This window comes from Streptomyces sp. NPDC057474 (assembly GCF_042802555.1).
Taxonomy (GTDB): domain Bacteria; phylum Actinomycetota; class Actinomycetes; order Streptomycetales; family Streptomycetaceae; genus Streptomyces.
In genome coordinates, this window is the sequence record NZ_JBHVDX010000256.1 from 1 (window position 1) to 13,365 (window position 13,365).

Genomic DNA, 13,365 nt, shown 5'->3' on the forward strand with positions numbered 1-13,365 from the left:
CTCCCCTTTCCCTTTTGTGTGGGGGGCGGTTTTTTTTTTTATACCCCCCGGGGGGGGGGGGGGGGCGGGGCCCCCAAAACCCCCGTGGGGGCCCCCCCCACGCCCGACGTACGGTGTGATCATCCGCACCTCAGAACTCAAAAGGTGGTCCTTCATGGCCCTGTTCGACCTGCCGTTGGACGAGCTCCGTGGTTATCGAAGCGCTTCGACGGAGCCCGAGGACTTCGACGCCTTCTGGGCGAAGACGCTCCAAGAGGCCCGCGAGCACGACCTCGACGCCCGTTTCGAGCCGGTCGAGACCCACCTGAAGACGGTCGAGGTGTACGACGTCACCTACTCCGGGTTCGGCGGGCATCCGGTCAAGGGCTGGCTGGTCCTCCCAGCCGGTGTCACCGAACCGCTGCCCACCGTCGTGGAGTTCATCGGCTACGGCGGCGGCCGCGGCCTGCCCCACACCCACCTTCTGTGGGCCTCGGCGGGCTACGCCCACTTCGTCATGGACACCCGGGGCCAGGGCAGCGCCTGGGGCGGAGGCGGCGACACCCCCGACCCGGTGGCCGGCGCCCCCGCCTTCCCCGGCTTCATGACCCGGGGCATCGACGCCCCCGAGAACTACTACTACCGCCGGGTCTACACCGACGCCGTACGCGCGGTGGAGGCCGCCCGCTCGCACCCGCTGACCGACGCCGCGCGCACGGCCGTCGTCGGCTCCAGTCAGGGCGGCGGCATCTCCCTCGCGGTCGGCGGCCTCGTCCCCGACCTGGTGGCGGTCGCGCCGGACGTACCGTTCCTGTGCGACTTCCCGCGCTCCACGACCCTCACGGACCGCGATCCGTACCGCGAGATCGGCAAGTACCTCAAGACCCACCGCGGCCGCACCGAGCAGGTCGGGCGCACCCTCGCCTACTTCGACGCCGTGCACTTCGCCGCGCGCGGCCGGGCCGCCGCCCTGTTCTCGGCGGCCCTGGAGGACCAGACCTGCCCGCCGTCCACGGTCTTCGCGGCCTTCAACGCCTGGGCCGAGGCCAACAAGCGTATCGAGGTCTACGACTTCAACGACCACGAGGGCGGCGGCCCCTTCCAGGAGGCGGTCAAACTGCGCTGGCTGGCCTCGCAGCTCTGAAGGGACCGGACAGGGGATGAACACGGCCGAGGCCGCGCAACGTTTCGTGAGGGTGTGGCAGTGGGCGTGGGCCGCCCATGACGTCGACGCGATCCTGGAGCTGTACACGAAGCACTGCGTGCACCGCTCGATGTTTCCGGGAGCCGCACCGGGGCCGCGACGAGCTCGGCGACTATCTGCGCTGGTCGTTCGCCGACGAGCGGGTCGACGACGTGCGCTTCTCGGAGCCGGTGATCGGCCGGAACGGTCTGGCCGTCGCCGAGTTCCGGGTGCTGTCCGAGGTCAACGAGGAGCCGCAGACCCTCGCGGGCTGTGTCTTCGTACGGTTCGACGCGTCCGGCCTGGCCGTGGAGACCCGGGACTACTGGCACACGGTCCCGGACCACACGGAGCCCGCCCGTCCGATGTTCCTCCTCTAGCCCCGGCGCCGGTGGCAGCGGTTCCGCCGCACGGGTTCCCTCCTGTCCGACCAGTCGGTATGTTCAGGGAGCCCGGGCGGCCCCCGCCCCGGCGAACGCGGTGGTCGAGGGAGGGTTCATGTCTCAGTCCCAGGTGCGGGGTCACTGCGAGGCGCGGTTCGAGGCCGTGCGGAGCGCGTTCGAGGAGAACTTCGGCGAGCGTGACGAGCTGGGGGCGGCGGTCACGGTGACGCTGCACGGAGAGACCGTGGTGGACCTGTGGGGCGGCTGGGCCGACGCGGCGCGGACCCGTCCCTGGGAACGGGACACCGTGGTCAACGTGTGGTCGACGACCAAGGGTCCGACCGCGCTGTGCGCCCACATCCTCGCCGACCGGGGCCTGCTCGACCTGGACGCCCCGGTTGCCGCGTACTGGCCGGAGTTCGCGGCGGCCGGCAAGGAGGGCGTACTCGTCCGGCATCTGCTGTCGCACCGGTCGGGGCTCGCCGGGCCGCGTGAGCCGCTCTCGTTCGAGCAGCTCTGCGACTGGGAGCTGACGGTCAAGCGGCTCGCGGCGCAGGAGCCCTGGTGGGAGCCGGGCACGCAGTCCGGGTACCACGCGATGACGTTCGGTTTCCTCGTCGGTGAGGTGATCCGGCGGGTGTCCGGGCTGCTGCCGGGCGCGTTCCTGGCGCGGGAGGTCACCCGGCCGCTCGGCATCGACTTCACGATCGGGCTGCCCGACGAGGAGACGTCGAGGGCGGCCGAGCTGGTCCATCCGCCGGCCGCGACAACCAGTGAACAGGCCGCGATCTTCGCCCAGTTGACGCCCACCGCGCTGGCCGCCCTCGCCAACCCGCTGGTCGGCGCCGCCGAGGCCAACACCCCCGCGTGGCGGGCCGCCGAGGTCCCGGCCGCCAACGGCCACGGCACCGCACGGGCGGTCGCCGCGCTGTACGGGATCCTCGCGCTGCGCGGCACCTGGGGCGGGCGACGGGTGCTGTCGCCGGAGGCGGCCGAGCGGGTCCGCGAGGGCCAGGGCCCCTGCCGTGACCTGGTGCTCGGCGCCGGGTTCGGCCGGGACACGGAGATCGGGCTCGGGTTGTGGCTGAGCGGCCCGCACGGCTCGTACGGGCCCAACCCGAGGGCCTTCGGCCACGACGGCTACGGCGGCTCCAGCGGCCTCGCCGACCCGGAGGCCGACGTCTCCCTCGGCTACGTCATGAACCGCATGGGCCCGCACATCGCCGACGACCCGCGCAAGATGGCGCTCGTCGAGGCGCTGTACAGCGCGCTGTGACACACCGGGAGCGGCCGGTGAACGGCTAGGCCCTGGCGGATCAGGTGGGCTTTCCCACCGGTTGCTCGTTGTTCGGTCACGGGTCGGGGCGATCCGACGAATCGCGAGTGCCGCTTCTGGAGCCGCGTCTGCCGCCGTCGGGCGGTCGGGGAGGCCGGTGATGCGGCCACCGCACGGTGCTCGGCGGGATCCGGTTCCGGGTCGGGACGGGATCCCGTGGCGTGGTCCGCCGGAACGCCACGGCTCGTGGAAGACCGTCCATGAACGATGAACGGCATCGCCGCTGGTCGGCGGACGGAACGGGGGGCCGGGTCCTGCAGGCGGTCCGGGCCGACGCCGATCTGTCCGGCCGGATCGACTACGGCATGGTCGAGGTCGGTGTCGACCTGACGTCCTGGCGGACCCACCAGCACGCGTCCGGCGCCCGCAAGGCCGGACCGCGGGTCCCGGAAGAAGGACGAGGCCGCGAAACCACCTCCCCGACGAGGGACTCGGACGGTCGCGGGGCGGCCTGACCTGCAAGGTCCATCTCGCCGGCGAAGGCGGCTGCCGCCCCCCAACCCCTTCGGCTCACGCCGGGCCAGTGGGGCGACGCCCCGCAGATGATCGAGGTCCTGGACCGGATCCGGGTGCCCCGTCCGCTCGGCGACGGCCCCGGGCCCGGTCCGACCACGCCAGCTACCTTCAAGGCCTTGACGAGACGGACCGTCTCGTCTAGTTTCTTTTTCGTCGGCCGGCAGCTGGTGCTCACTTCTGCTTGCCACACGATCCTGTTCGCCCAGCAAAGGACTGCTCTTGCACTGTGCTTCCGTCGACACCACCGTCACCGCTTCTCCTCTCACCACCTCTCAGATCGCCCTTGCGGGGGTGACCAAGCACTATGGCGACCGCATGGTGCTGGACCGCGTGTCCCTCACTGTCCGGCCGGGCGAAAAAGTCGGGATCGTCGGGGACAACGGCTCTGGGAAGTCCACGCTCCTGCGGCTGCTGGCAGGACAGGAGCCTGTCGACAACGGATGCCTGACCGTCAGGGCACCGGGCGGAATCGGCCACCTTCGCCAGACTCTCGATCTGCCCGGTTCGGCGCGCGTGGGCGATGCCGTGGATCACGTACTGGGCGAACTGCGCGCCCTGGAGCACCGTATTCGTGCCGCCGAGGCCACACTGGGCACGGCCGGCACTGCCGAGTTCGAGCGGTACGCCGCATTGGTGGCCGAGTTCGATGCGCGGGGCGGGCACGGGGCGGATCGCCGGGTCGAGGTGAGCCTGCGTCGGCTCGGCGAGCACGCGCCACTGGACCGGAAGCGTGTACTGAGCACCCTCTCCGGAGGGCAGCGCTCCCGGCTCGCGCTCGCCGCGACCCTGGCCTTGGCCCCCGAACTGCTGCTGCTCGACGAGCCGACCAACGATCTGGACGACGAGGCCGTGGCCTGGCTCGAAGGACATCTGCACCGTCATCGGGGCACGGTCATCGTGGCCACGCACGATCGGGCGTTCCTGGAACGCGTCACCGACACCATCCTGGAAGTGGACCACGATCAGCGCACGGTACGGCGCTACGGCAATGGATACGCCGGCTTTCTCGCCGCCAAGGCGGCGGCCCGGGCCCGGTGGGTGTGGGATCACGAGCAATGGCGCAATGAGGTCGCCCGACAGGAACACCTCGCCGACTCCGGTATCGGGCTGTTGGCCGAGATCCCCCGCAAGGGACCGTGGGCGTTCAGCGGCGCCGGCGCTTTTCGAGCGCGCTCGCGGGCACACGGCGCACAGAGCCGCATCCGGAACGCACGCGAGCGGTTGCAACGGCTCACGGAGCACCCTGTGCCGCCACCGCCACAGCCACTGCGGTTCACAGGCCGCGTCGAAGGCACGCCGACCGCCGAGGAAACATCGACGGCGGCGCACCTGGAAGGCGTCCTGGTCAAAGGGCGGTTGTACGTTCCGTCCCTGAAACTCGCCCCTGGTGACCGACTCCTCGTCACCGGCCCCAACGGTGTCGGCAAAAGCACCCTGCTCCAGCTGCTGGCAGGGGAACTGACGCCTGACGCCGGTATCGTGCGCCGACCGCGCCGGGTTGGATTCCTCCGTCAGCAAAGCGCGCCCGACGACGCCTTCGATACCCGAACGCTGCTCGCGGCATTCGCAGCCGACAGGGCGGGGCAGCCCGACGAGCACGCCGACGCACTCCTTGCGCTCGGCCTGTTCCACACCGCCGACCTCGCTGTTCCCGTACGGAACCTGTCCGTCGGGCAGCGCCGCAAGCTCGAACTGGCCCGGCTCGTGACGGCCGGCCCACTCGATCTGCTCCTGCTCGACGAGCCGACGAACCACCTGGCCCCCGCCTTGGTGGAGGAGATCGAGGCAGCCCTGGCCCGCTACACCGGCACCCTGGTCGTGGTGACGCACGACCGGCTCCTGCGCGAACGCTTCCACGGGCCCCGCCTGGAACTACCCATGGCCGCCGAGGAGACGCGCCAGAACTGACGACCCGCCGAGCACGTCGTACGGGATCTGCACGCACTGGGCGGCGCCGGTGCGTGCCAGGCGAAGGCGTACGGGGCGGTGAGGTCGACGAGCATCAACTCGCCCGCGCCGACCAGTGCCTGGCGGTCGTGCCGCTGATCAAGTCGGCGGCGAAAGCCACCCGTTGACCCGTGCCGCCGGGCCCGGGCGCGTCTGCGGGGCATGGCGGCCACCCGGCACGGTCACCCCTTACGGGTGGCCACGACCAGCCGGCACCGGGGGCTGCCGTCGGGCCGCTGCCCGAACTCGGGCAGCGCGAACAGCTCCACGTCGAACCCGGTGCGTTCCAGTTCACGCCGTACGACGCCGAGCCGGAACGGCCGGTAGTACATGACGAACGGCGGCCGCCAGACCGCGTTGCGCACCCGCATCGCCGCGTCGAAGCCCAGGGCCGCCCAGCACCAGGGGGAGTTCGGCGGGGCGGGCGCCGGCAGCGGGAACGCGAAGCGTCCGCCCGGGCGCAGCACGGAGCGCACCTCGGAGAACAGGCCCGGCAACTCCTCCGGCAGGAAGTGCCCGAACGCACCGAAGCTGACGGCCAGGTCGAAGACCGGGGCGAAGGGGAGAGCCAGGGCGTCACCGCGCACCCAGGAGACGCGGGGGCCGCCGGCACCGGGGGTGGCCGGACCCGGGCCGCCGGAGCCGACGGAAGCAACCCCTGGGCCTGCGGAGCGGGTGGTGCCGGAGCCCACCTGCTCCCTCCCCACCGCCAGCATCCCGGCGCTGATGTCGACGCCGGTGACGCTCTCCAGGCACACCTCGCGCAACACCTCCATCCCGGCCCCGGTGCCGCAGCAGAGGTCCAGCCCGTGCGCGAACGGGCCCATCGACGACAGGGCCGCCTCGACCGCTTCCAGGACGGAGTCCGGTGTACGGAACGGGGTCTGGTCGAACTTCGGCGCGAGCAGGTCGTAGCCGTGTTCGACGGACGAGAGCGCCTGAACGGCGAGTTCGCGGAGGCTGGGGCCTTGCGGGGTGAACATCACGTCAGCTTAGGCCCTGGCTCGGGGCAGCGGCCGACGTGGACCCTCGCCTATGGTCCAGGACATGACTTCGTTCCGTCCTGCCCCGACCTGGCTGGCCGACGCCGTCTTCTACCAGATCTATCCGCAGTCCTTCGCCGACTCCGACGGAGACGGCATCGGGGACTTCGCCGGAATCACCGAGCACCTCGACCATCTGTCCTGGCTGGGCGTCGACACCGTCTGGCTCAACCCCTGCTTCGTCTCGCCGTTCCGCGACGCCGGGTACGACGTCGCCGACCATCTGAACGTCGCCCCGCGCTACGGCTCCGACGACGACCTCGCCAAACTCGTCGACGAGGCGGGCCGCCGGGGCATCCGGATCCTGCTGGACCTGGTCGCCGGCCACACGTCCATCGACCACCCGTGGTTCCAGGCCTCCGCGAACGACCCGGACGACCACCGCTACATCTGGACGACGGAGGGCCGGCCCGAAGGCTTCGTGGCCTCCCCCGGCACCCGCCCGGGCGCGTATCTCCCGAACTTCTTCGACTCCCAGCCCGCCCTCAACTTCGGCTACGCGCGCGAGAATCCGGCCGAGCCCTGGCGGCTGCCCGTCGACGCCGACGGCCCGCGCGCCAACCGTCACGCCCTCCGCACGATCATGAACCACTGGCTGGGCCTCGGCCTCTCCGGCTTCCGCGTCGACATGGCCGCGTCGCTCGTCAAGGACGACCCGGGCAAGGCCGAGACCGCCCGCGTCTGGACGGAGCTACGGCACTGGCTGGACGCCACCCACCCGGGCGCCGTGCTGCTCTCCGAGTGGGGCGAGCCGGAGGTGTCGATCCCGGCCGGCTTCCACGCCGACTTCTTCCTCCACTTCGGCGGCCCCACCGACGGCCTCGCCCTGCGCTCGCTGTGGAACAACGGCGAGGGCACGGTCCACGAGAACTGGGACCCCCTCGACTGCTTCTTCGACACGAGCGGCCATGGCTCGCCGCGCCCCTTCGTCGAGGCCTGGCAGCAGGCGTCCACAGCCGTCGACGGCACGGGCGCCATCTCCCTCCCCACCGCCAACCACGACTTCTCCCGCCTCAACTGCGGCCCCCGCACGGCCGACCAGCTCCCCGCCGCCTTCGTCTTCCAGCTGACCTGGCCGACACTCCCGGCGATCTACTACGGCGACGAGATCGGCATGCGCTACGTCCCGGGCCTCCCCGACACGGAGGGCAGCGTCCTCGGCCCCCGCTACAACCGGGCGGGCTCCCGCACTCCCATGCAGTGGGACGACACCCCGAACGCGGGCTTCTCCACCGCCCCCGCCGACCACCTCTACCTCCCGGTCGACCCCTCCCCGGACCGCCCGACCGTCGCCGCCCAGCGCGCCGACGACACCTCACTCCTCCACCTGGTACACCGCCTGATCTCCCTGCGCAGGCGCACACCCGAACTGGGATCCGGCGGCTCGATGGAGGTGCTGCACGAGGGGTATCCGTTCGTGTACGTCCGGGGCGGGAGGTACCTGGTGGTGGTCAACCCGCAGCAGAACGAGGCCAGTTACCCGTACACGCCCGCCGTTCGGAGCACTTTGGAGGGGCAGGGCGTGGAAACCGTGGACGACACGATCACCGCGCGGGGCTTCGGATACGGGATCTTCGAGCTGGGCGGCTAGGGCGTGTTTCGGAAGTCCCTTCTGCTCTGCGACGCCCAGCACGCACTCTCGCCGCACCGGACGAAAGACCAAGTACGCCCATACGAGGCCTTTCGTCCGGCACGCCGAGAGCACGCACCGGACGCCGCAGAGCCGCCCTTCGGGCGACGAAGGGACTTCCGAAACACGCCCTAGCGTCGGGGCCGGATGCCCGGAGCCCTGCTCCGGGCATCCCCTCATGCGGCGCGGACCTCTACGGCGCGGGCGAGCCGGCCACGTTCGGCTCCTCGCCGTACGCGGTGAGGAAACGGTCGCGGAAGGAGTCCATGCGCCAGACCGGAGCGTCGTCGCCGGGCCGCAGCCCGTCGGACCAGCCCCAGTCGTCGATCCTGTCGAGGACCTTCGGGTCGCGGGCGACGACGGTGACGGGTACGTCGTGGCCGGCGCCGTTGCCGCTCACGCTCGCCATGGGCTGGTGGTCGCCGAGGAAGACCAGCACGGTGTTCTCGTCGCCGTACTTCTCCACGTACTGCAGGAGGCTGTGCAGCGAGTACTGGACGGACTTGCCGTACTCCTCCTTCACCTTGACGGGGTCGGTGAACACGTCCGCCGGGTCCTTGCCCGCCTTCTCGACGCCCTTGTAGATCGAGCCGTCGCCGACCTCGTCCCAGTCGACCATGTCCGGCAGCGGCGCCCACGGCTGGTGACTGGAGGTCAGGATGATCTCCGACATCAGCGGCTTGTCGCCCTTCTTGGCGGCCTCCAGACGCTCGAACGCGGTGAGGGCGTACTGGTCGGGCATGGTCGACCAGCTGAACTTCGGCCCCTGGTAGCCGACATCGCGGGAGTCGTAGACCTTGTCGAAGCCGTAGAAGTCGCCCTCCGGCCAGTTGTACTGGACGCCGGGCACGACCCCGACCGTCCGCCAGGCGCCCGTCTTGTCGAAGGCGCCGGGCAGGGTGAGGCGTTCGCCGGCGGTGACCGTGCGGTAGCGGCTCTGGTTGTCGATCCACAGGCCGGTCAGGAACGTGGAGTGGCCGAGCCAGCTGCTGCCGCCGTAGGTCGCCGAGGTCAGCCAGCCGCTCTTCGCCGCGAACCCGGCCTCGGTCAGCGCCTCGCCCTCCTCGTCGAGGGCCGCGTTCACGCCGGGTGCGATGGCCGGGTCCTCCAAGGCGGCGCGGCCGTAGCTCTCGATGAAGGTGAACATGACGTCCTTGCCGCGCAGCCCGGTCAGCAGCTGGTCGCCGGGCACATCGGCGAACTTGTCCTTCTTGGCCTCCTTGGCGAACGCGGCCTCGTCCCGGAGGGTCTCCTGGATTCGGCCCCAGCGGTCCTGCACGAAACCGATGGTGTTCCTGGAGGCGACCGCGGTGTCCGCGAGGGGCGTCAGGCCGAGCGCCGCGCAGGTGATCCACACGGTGCCGGCGATGATCGTGCCCTTGGTCGCCCGGTCCCGGTCGCGGGCCAGGAGGTTCACGAGCCGTACCACCGCCAGTGACATGACGACGAACAGCAGCAGCACGAGGACCACGATGCCGATCACGGCGGCCCGCGCCCCCGTGCCGCCGAGCGTGTCCTGGACGTACGACTCGGCGTCGTCCAGCAGGCCCCAGTCGAGGACCACGTTGAAGCCGCGGCCGAGGAATTGGTTGAAGCCGATGTCCAGCGCCTTGACGAGCACCAGCGCGGCCAGGCCCACCCCGATGACGACCGCCGCGACCAGCCTCGGCCTGCGTGGCAGCACCATCAGCAGGGCGGTGGCGAGGATCGGCTCCACCGGTATCCGCAGGAACTGCCGCGCCACGAAGTACTCGGCCTGGCCCGGCATGAGCAGCGCGAAGAACACCAGGGCGGCGGCCAGCGCGGTGATGCCCCACGACACGGTCCGCGTGGCGATGGGGTACTTCTCCCGGAACGCCCTCGGGTACCCCCGCCATCGGGCGACACGCCCGGCACCGGCGGCCTCGCCGGTCTTCCCCAAGGCCTTCTCGCCGGTCTCTGCCGGAGCGTTCTCGGCCGGACTGTCCGACGCCGACGGGTCCACCGTCGACGGCTTGCCCGTCTCGTTCGTCTCGTTCGTGTCGTTCGTGTCGTCCGTGTCGGGTGATGGGCTGGAGCGCGTGAAGAGCGACACGCGACGTTCCTTCCGTGCGAAGACCGCTGGCGGTGCCCCCATCTGTACGAGAGGTCCGCGAGATCAGTTCAACGACCACGGGTAAGCCATCGGTAAGGAACTCCCCAACGGCCGGCCACCGGTGGTGGTACACTCGCCTTGGCACGTGTGTTTCGCCCACTCTTGGGCGCCGGTGCCACTCTCTCGGATCGTCAGATCCCTCCCGCCGAACCGCCCGTCGATTCCCGACCGGCCGTCGGCTTCCCCGCACCACCCGCGACATACGGCCTGCTTCTTCTGTGCGGCCGTGCACGGCTCCGCCGTACCCGGTGTGTGCCCTCCCCTTCCCCCTCCCTCATGCGTTTTCCATGACGTCCTCGAAAGGACCTCCCTCCATGACCAGCACCACACTCGAACGCACTTCCACCGATCGGCTGCCTCCGGCCCGGGTCACCGGCGTCCTGGAGATCTCGCAGGGCGGGCAGGGACACCTGCGCGTCGAGCGCGGCCTGCCCACCCCTTCCGACCCGCAGGTCTCCGCCGCGCTGATCCGCCGGTACGGCCTGCGCAAGGGCGACACCGTCGAGGGTGTACGCGACGGCCGGCGCGCCCTCACCGAGATCGAGCGGATCAACGGCCGTACGCCCCAAGAACTGCGCGGCCGCCCCCACTTCCACGACCTCACCCCGCTGCACCCGCGCGAGCGGCTGCGGCTCGAACACCCCGCGAGCGGTCTGACGGGCCGTCTGGTCGACCTCGTGGCCCCCGTCGGCAAGGGGCAGCGCGGGCTGATCGTGGCCCCGCCCAAGACCGGCAAGACGGTACTGCTCCAGCAGGTGGCCGCCGCGGTCGCCGCCAACCACCCCGAGGCCCGCCTGATGGTGGTGCTGCTCGACGAGCGGCCCGAGGAGGTGACCGACATGCGGCGCTCCGTGCGCGGCGAGGTGTACGCCTCGACGTTCGACCAATCTCCCAAGCAGCACATCGCGCTCGCCGAACTCGTCGTGGAGCGCGCCAAGCGGCTCGTAGAACAGGGCGAGGAGGTCGTGATCCTCCTGGACTCGCTGACCCGACTGTGCCGGGCCCACAACAACGCGGCCGCCGCCGGTGGCCGCACCCTCAGCGGCGGGGTCGACGCCGCCGCGCTGCACGGCCCCAAGCGGCTCTTCGGCGCCGCCCGGCTGACCGAGGAGGCCGGCTCCCTCACCATCCTGGCCACCGCCCTGGTGGAGACCGGTTCCCGCGCCGACGACTTCTTCTTCGAGGAGCTCAAGGGCACCGGCAACATGGAGCTCCGCCTCGATCGCGCCCTCGCCGACCGCCGTGTCTTCCCCGCCGTCGACATCACCCCGTCCGGCACCCGCCGCGAGGAACTCCTTCTGACGCCGGGCGAGTTGACGGCCGTACGAGGACTGCGGCGGGCGCTGCGGTCGCGCGAGGGACAGGCGAACCTCGAGACGCTCCTCGAGCGGATGCGCGCCACACCGGACAACGCGACCTTCCTGCGGCAGGTGCAGCCCACGCTGCCGGCGGCATGACATGAGGCATCCGGGTGCTCGATCCGCTCACTCGGCCCTGGCATCCCGGACTACGGCACGCACCTTCCTACGTTTGCGGTATGACCATCGGATCCTCATCCCGCGCCACCCGTCTGTCGCGCATCGCCGTCCGCTGCTCCGCCGCCTGCGCCCTCTGCGCCCTGGCCATCGCGGTGAACCCGCAGAGCGCCGGCCTCCAGGTCGAGACGGACCCGCAGGACGCCAAGGCCGCGCAGGAGCCGCCGTCGTTGTACCGGCCGGAGACGCAGATGCGGCCATGGGCCGGGGCGCCCCGGGTGCCCCAGGACATCTCCGCGGTGTCGTGGCTGGTGGCCGACGCCGACAGCGGCGCGGTGCTCGCCGCGCACGACGCGCACCGCAAGCTGCCGCCGGCGAGCACGCTGAAGACCCTGTTCGCGCTCACCGTGCTGCCGGGGCTCCCGGCGGGCCTGAGACACACCGTCGAGAGCGAGGAGTTGGCGGGCATCGGCGCCGGGAGCAGCCTGGTCGGCGTCGAGGAGAACCGCACCTACCGGGTGGCCGACCTGTGGCGGGGTGTCTTCCTCAGCTCGGGCAACGACGCCGTACGCGTCCTGGCCGCCCTCAACGGCGGCTGGCGGGCCACCGCCGAACAGATGCAGGACAAGGCCCTTGCCCTGGGCGCCCGGGACACCCGTGTCGTCTCGCCCGACGGCTACGACGCGCCCGGCCAGGTGTCGTCCGCGTACGACCTGGCGGTGTTCGGCCGGGCAGGGCTGCGCAACGCGGAGTTCGCCGAGTACTGCTCCACGACCACCGCGACGTTCCCGGCGGGCGGCTGGTCGTACGGCATCCAGAACACCAACCGGCTGCTCACCGGCGCCGGTGTCGAGCGCTATCCGGGGCTGATCGGCATCAAGAACGGCTACACCGGCAACGCGGGCAACACTCTGATCGCCGCCGCGAAGCGGGGCGGGCGCACCCTCGTCGTGACGGTGATGCGGCCCCGGTCGGGCAGCCGCTTCGCCGTCTACGAGGAGGCGCGCTCCCTTCTCGACTGGGGCTTCCGCGCCGCCGGACGCGTCGACGCCGTGGGCTCGCTCCTGCCGTCGCGCCCCGCGGCGGCCCCTCAGGCCGGCCCCGGGTCACTGCCCGTCCGCGAGGAGAAGGAGGAAGTCACCGCTCCCGGCTGGCCGGTGGCGGGCGCGATCACGGGCGCGGCCGTATTCGGTGTGACGGCCGTGGCACTGACCCTGTGGCTCAGAGGCGGTCGGCTCGCCGGCGGCTGACCGACCGGCAGCCACAACAGCAGGCCGAGCGTGATCCACACATAGGTGTTGCTGCCGACGAAGCCGCCGATGCCGGACGCGTCGTCGAACCACAGCCAGACGACACTGCTGCACAGCACCACGTACAGCGCCGCCGCGAGCGGCAGCAGCCGGCGGTGTCTGAGCAGGACCGCGAAGGACGGCAGCAGCCAGACCAGATGGTGCACCCAGGTGATCGGGCTGACCAGACACGCGGTCAGCCCGGTGAGGGCGAACGCGGCCGTCCAGTCCTCGGTGCGCACCGCCGTACGGACCCGCCACCCCCACACGCACAGCACGGCCAGCACGAGGAACGCCCATACGGCGCGGCTCGGTTCGTGCGGTGCCACGAGCCGGGCCAGGACGCCCTGCAGCGACTGGTTGGAGACGTAGTCGAGGCGGCCGATACGGCTGGTGTCCCACAGGGCCTCGGTCCAGTAGAAGCGCGAGGCGGCCGGGGCGATCCAGGCC

General features: G+C 71.3%; 9 protein-coding genes and 2 pseudogenes. 8 read left to right on the plus strand and 3 right to left on the minus strand.

Annotated features, from left to right (window positions below):
- Positions 1-154: 154 nt before the first annotated feature.
- The 5 genes and pseudogenes from ACFU53_RS41310 (at position 155) to abc-f (ending at position 5,305) form a co-directional block, all read left to right on the plus strand.
- On the plus strand, positions 155-1,123 hold the full coding sequence (locus ACFU53_RS41310) for an acetylxylan esterase (RefSeq protein ID WP_384004760.1): 969 nt from the start codon (positions 155-157) through the stop codon (positions 1,121-1,123).
- 77 nt (positions 1,124-1,200) lie between these two features.
- On the plus strand, positions 1,201-1,542 hold the full coding sequence (locus ACFU53_RS41315; RefSeq protein WP_384004762.1) for a nuclear transport factor 2 family protein: 342 nt from the start codon (positions 1,201-1,203) through the stop codon (positions 1,540-1,542).
- 118 nt (positions 1,543-1,660) lie between these two features.
- A complete protein-coding gene (locus ACFU53_RS41320; protein WP_384004764.1) occupies positions 1,661-2,821 on the plus strand; it encodes a serine hydrolase domain-containing protein in 1,161 nt (386 codons plus the stop codon).
- A 39-nt stretch (positions 2,822-2,860) separates the two neighbouring features.
- Positions 2,861-3,500: pseudogene (locus tag ACFU53_RS41325) on the plus strand (IS5 family transposase); the annotation flags it as partial.
- Positions 3,501-3,616: 116 nt separating this feature from the next.
- Positions 3,617-5,305 (plus strand): ribosomal protection-like ABC-F family protein, encoded by a 1,689-nt coding sequence (abc-f, locus tag ACFU53_RS41330; RefSeq protein WP_384004766.1) that lies wholly within the window; start codon positions 3,617-3,619, stop codon positions 5,303-5,305.
- A gap of 221 nt (positions 5,306-5,526) precedes the next feature.
- On the opposite strand, the gene ACFU53_RS41335 is transcribed toward abc-f, so the two are convergent.
- Positions 5,527-6,327, minus strand: coding sequence for a class I SAM-dependent methyltransferase (locus ACFU53_RS41335; RefSeq protein ID WP_384004768.1), 801 nt, complete (start codon positions 6,325-6,327; stop codon positions 5,527-5,529).
- A 64-nt stretch (positions 6,328-6,391) separates the two neighbouring features.
- On the opposite strand from ACFU53_RS41335, the gene ACFU53_RS41340 reads away from it, so the two are divergent.
- Positions 6,392-7,978, plus strand: a complete 1,587-nt coding sequence (locus tag ACFU53_RS41340) for an alpha-amylase family glycosyl hydrolase (protein WP_384004770.1) — start codon at positions 6,392-6,394, stop codon at positions 7,976-7,978.
- 232 nt (positions 7,979-8,210) lie between these two features.
- Here the strand turns inward: ACFU53_RS41340 and ACFU53_RS41345 are convergent, their stop codons facing one another.
- Positions 8,211-10,091, minus strand: a complete 1,881-nt coding sequence (locus ACFU53_RS41345) for a sulfatase-like hydrolase/transferase (RefSeq protein ID WP_384004772.1) — start codon at positions 10,089-10,091, stop codon at positions 8,211-8,213.
- Between the two features lie 374 nt (positions 10,092-10,465).
- On the opposite strand from ACFU53_RS41345, the gene rho reads away from it, so the two are divergent.
- Together rho and ACFU53_RS41355 are read left to right on the plus strand one after the other, a co-directional pair.
- Positions 10,466-11,608, plus strand: coding sequence for a transcription termination factor Rho (rho, locus tag ACFU53_RS41350; RefSeq protein WP_384004774.1), 1,143 nt, complete (start codon positions 10,466-10,468; stop codon positions 11,606-11,608).
- Between the two features lie 80 nt (positions 11,609-11,688).
- Complete coding sequence (locus tag ACFU53_RS41355) at positions 11,689-12,876, plus strand: D-alanyl-D-alanine carboxypeptidase family protein (protein WP_384004776.1); 1,188 nt, start codon at positions 11,689-11,691, stop codon at positions 12,874-12,876.
- 275 nt (positions 12,877-13,151) lie between these two features.
- On the opposite strand, the pseudogene ACFU53_RS41360 reads toward ACFU53_RS41355, so the two are convergent.
- A pseudogene (locus ACFU53_RS41360) lies at positions 13,152-13,358 on the minus strand (glycosyltransferase 87 family protein); the annotation flags it as partial.
- Positions 13,359-13,365: the final 7 nt, after the last annotated feature.

Bases quoted from the DNA above. Each gene is read 5' to 3' on its own strand.
- ACFU53_RS41310 (WP_384004760.1), top strand. From the start codon at position 155: ATGGCCCTGTTCGACCTGCCGTTGGACGAGCTCCGTGGTTATCGAAGC.
- ACFU53_RS41315 (WP_384004762.1), top strand. From the start codon at position 1,201: ATGACGTCGACGCGATCCTGGAGCTGTACACGAAGCACTGCGTGCACC.
- ACFU53_RS41320 (WP_384004764.1), top strand. From the start codon at position 1,661: ATGTCTCAGTCCCAGGTGCGGGGTCACTGCGAGGCGCGGTTCGAGGCC.
- ACFU53_RS41335 (WP_384004768.1), bottom strand. From the start codon at position 6,327: ATGTTCACCCCGCAAGGCCCCAGCCTCCGCGAACTCGCCGTTCAGGCG.
- ACFU53_RS41340 (WP_384004770.1), top strand. From the start codon at position 6,392: ATGACTTCGTTCCGTCCTGCCCCGACCTGGCTGGCCGACGCCGTCTTC.
- rho (WP_384004774.1), top strand. From the start codon at position 10,466: ATGACCAGCACCACACTCGAACGCACTTCCACCGATCGGCTGCCTCCG.
- ACFU53_RS41355 (WP_384004776.1), top strand. From the start codon at position 11,689: ATGACCATCGGATCCTCATCCCGCGCCACCCGTCTGTCGCGCATCGCC.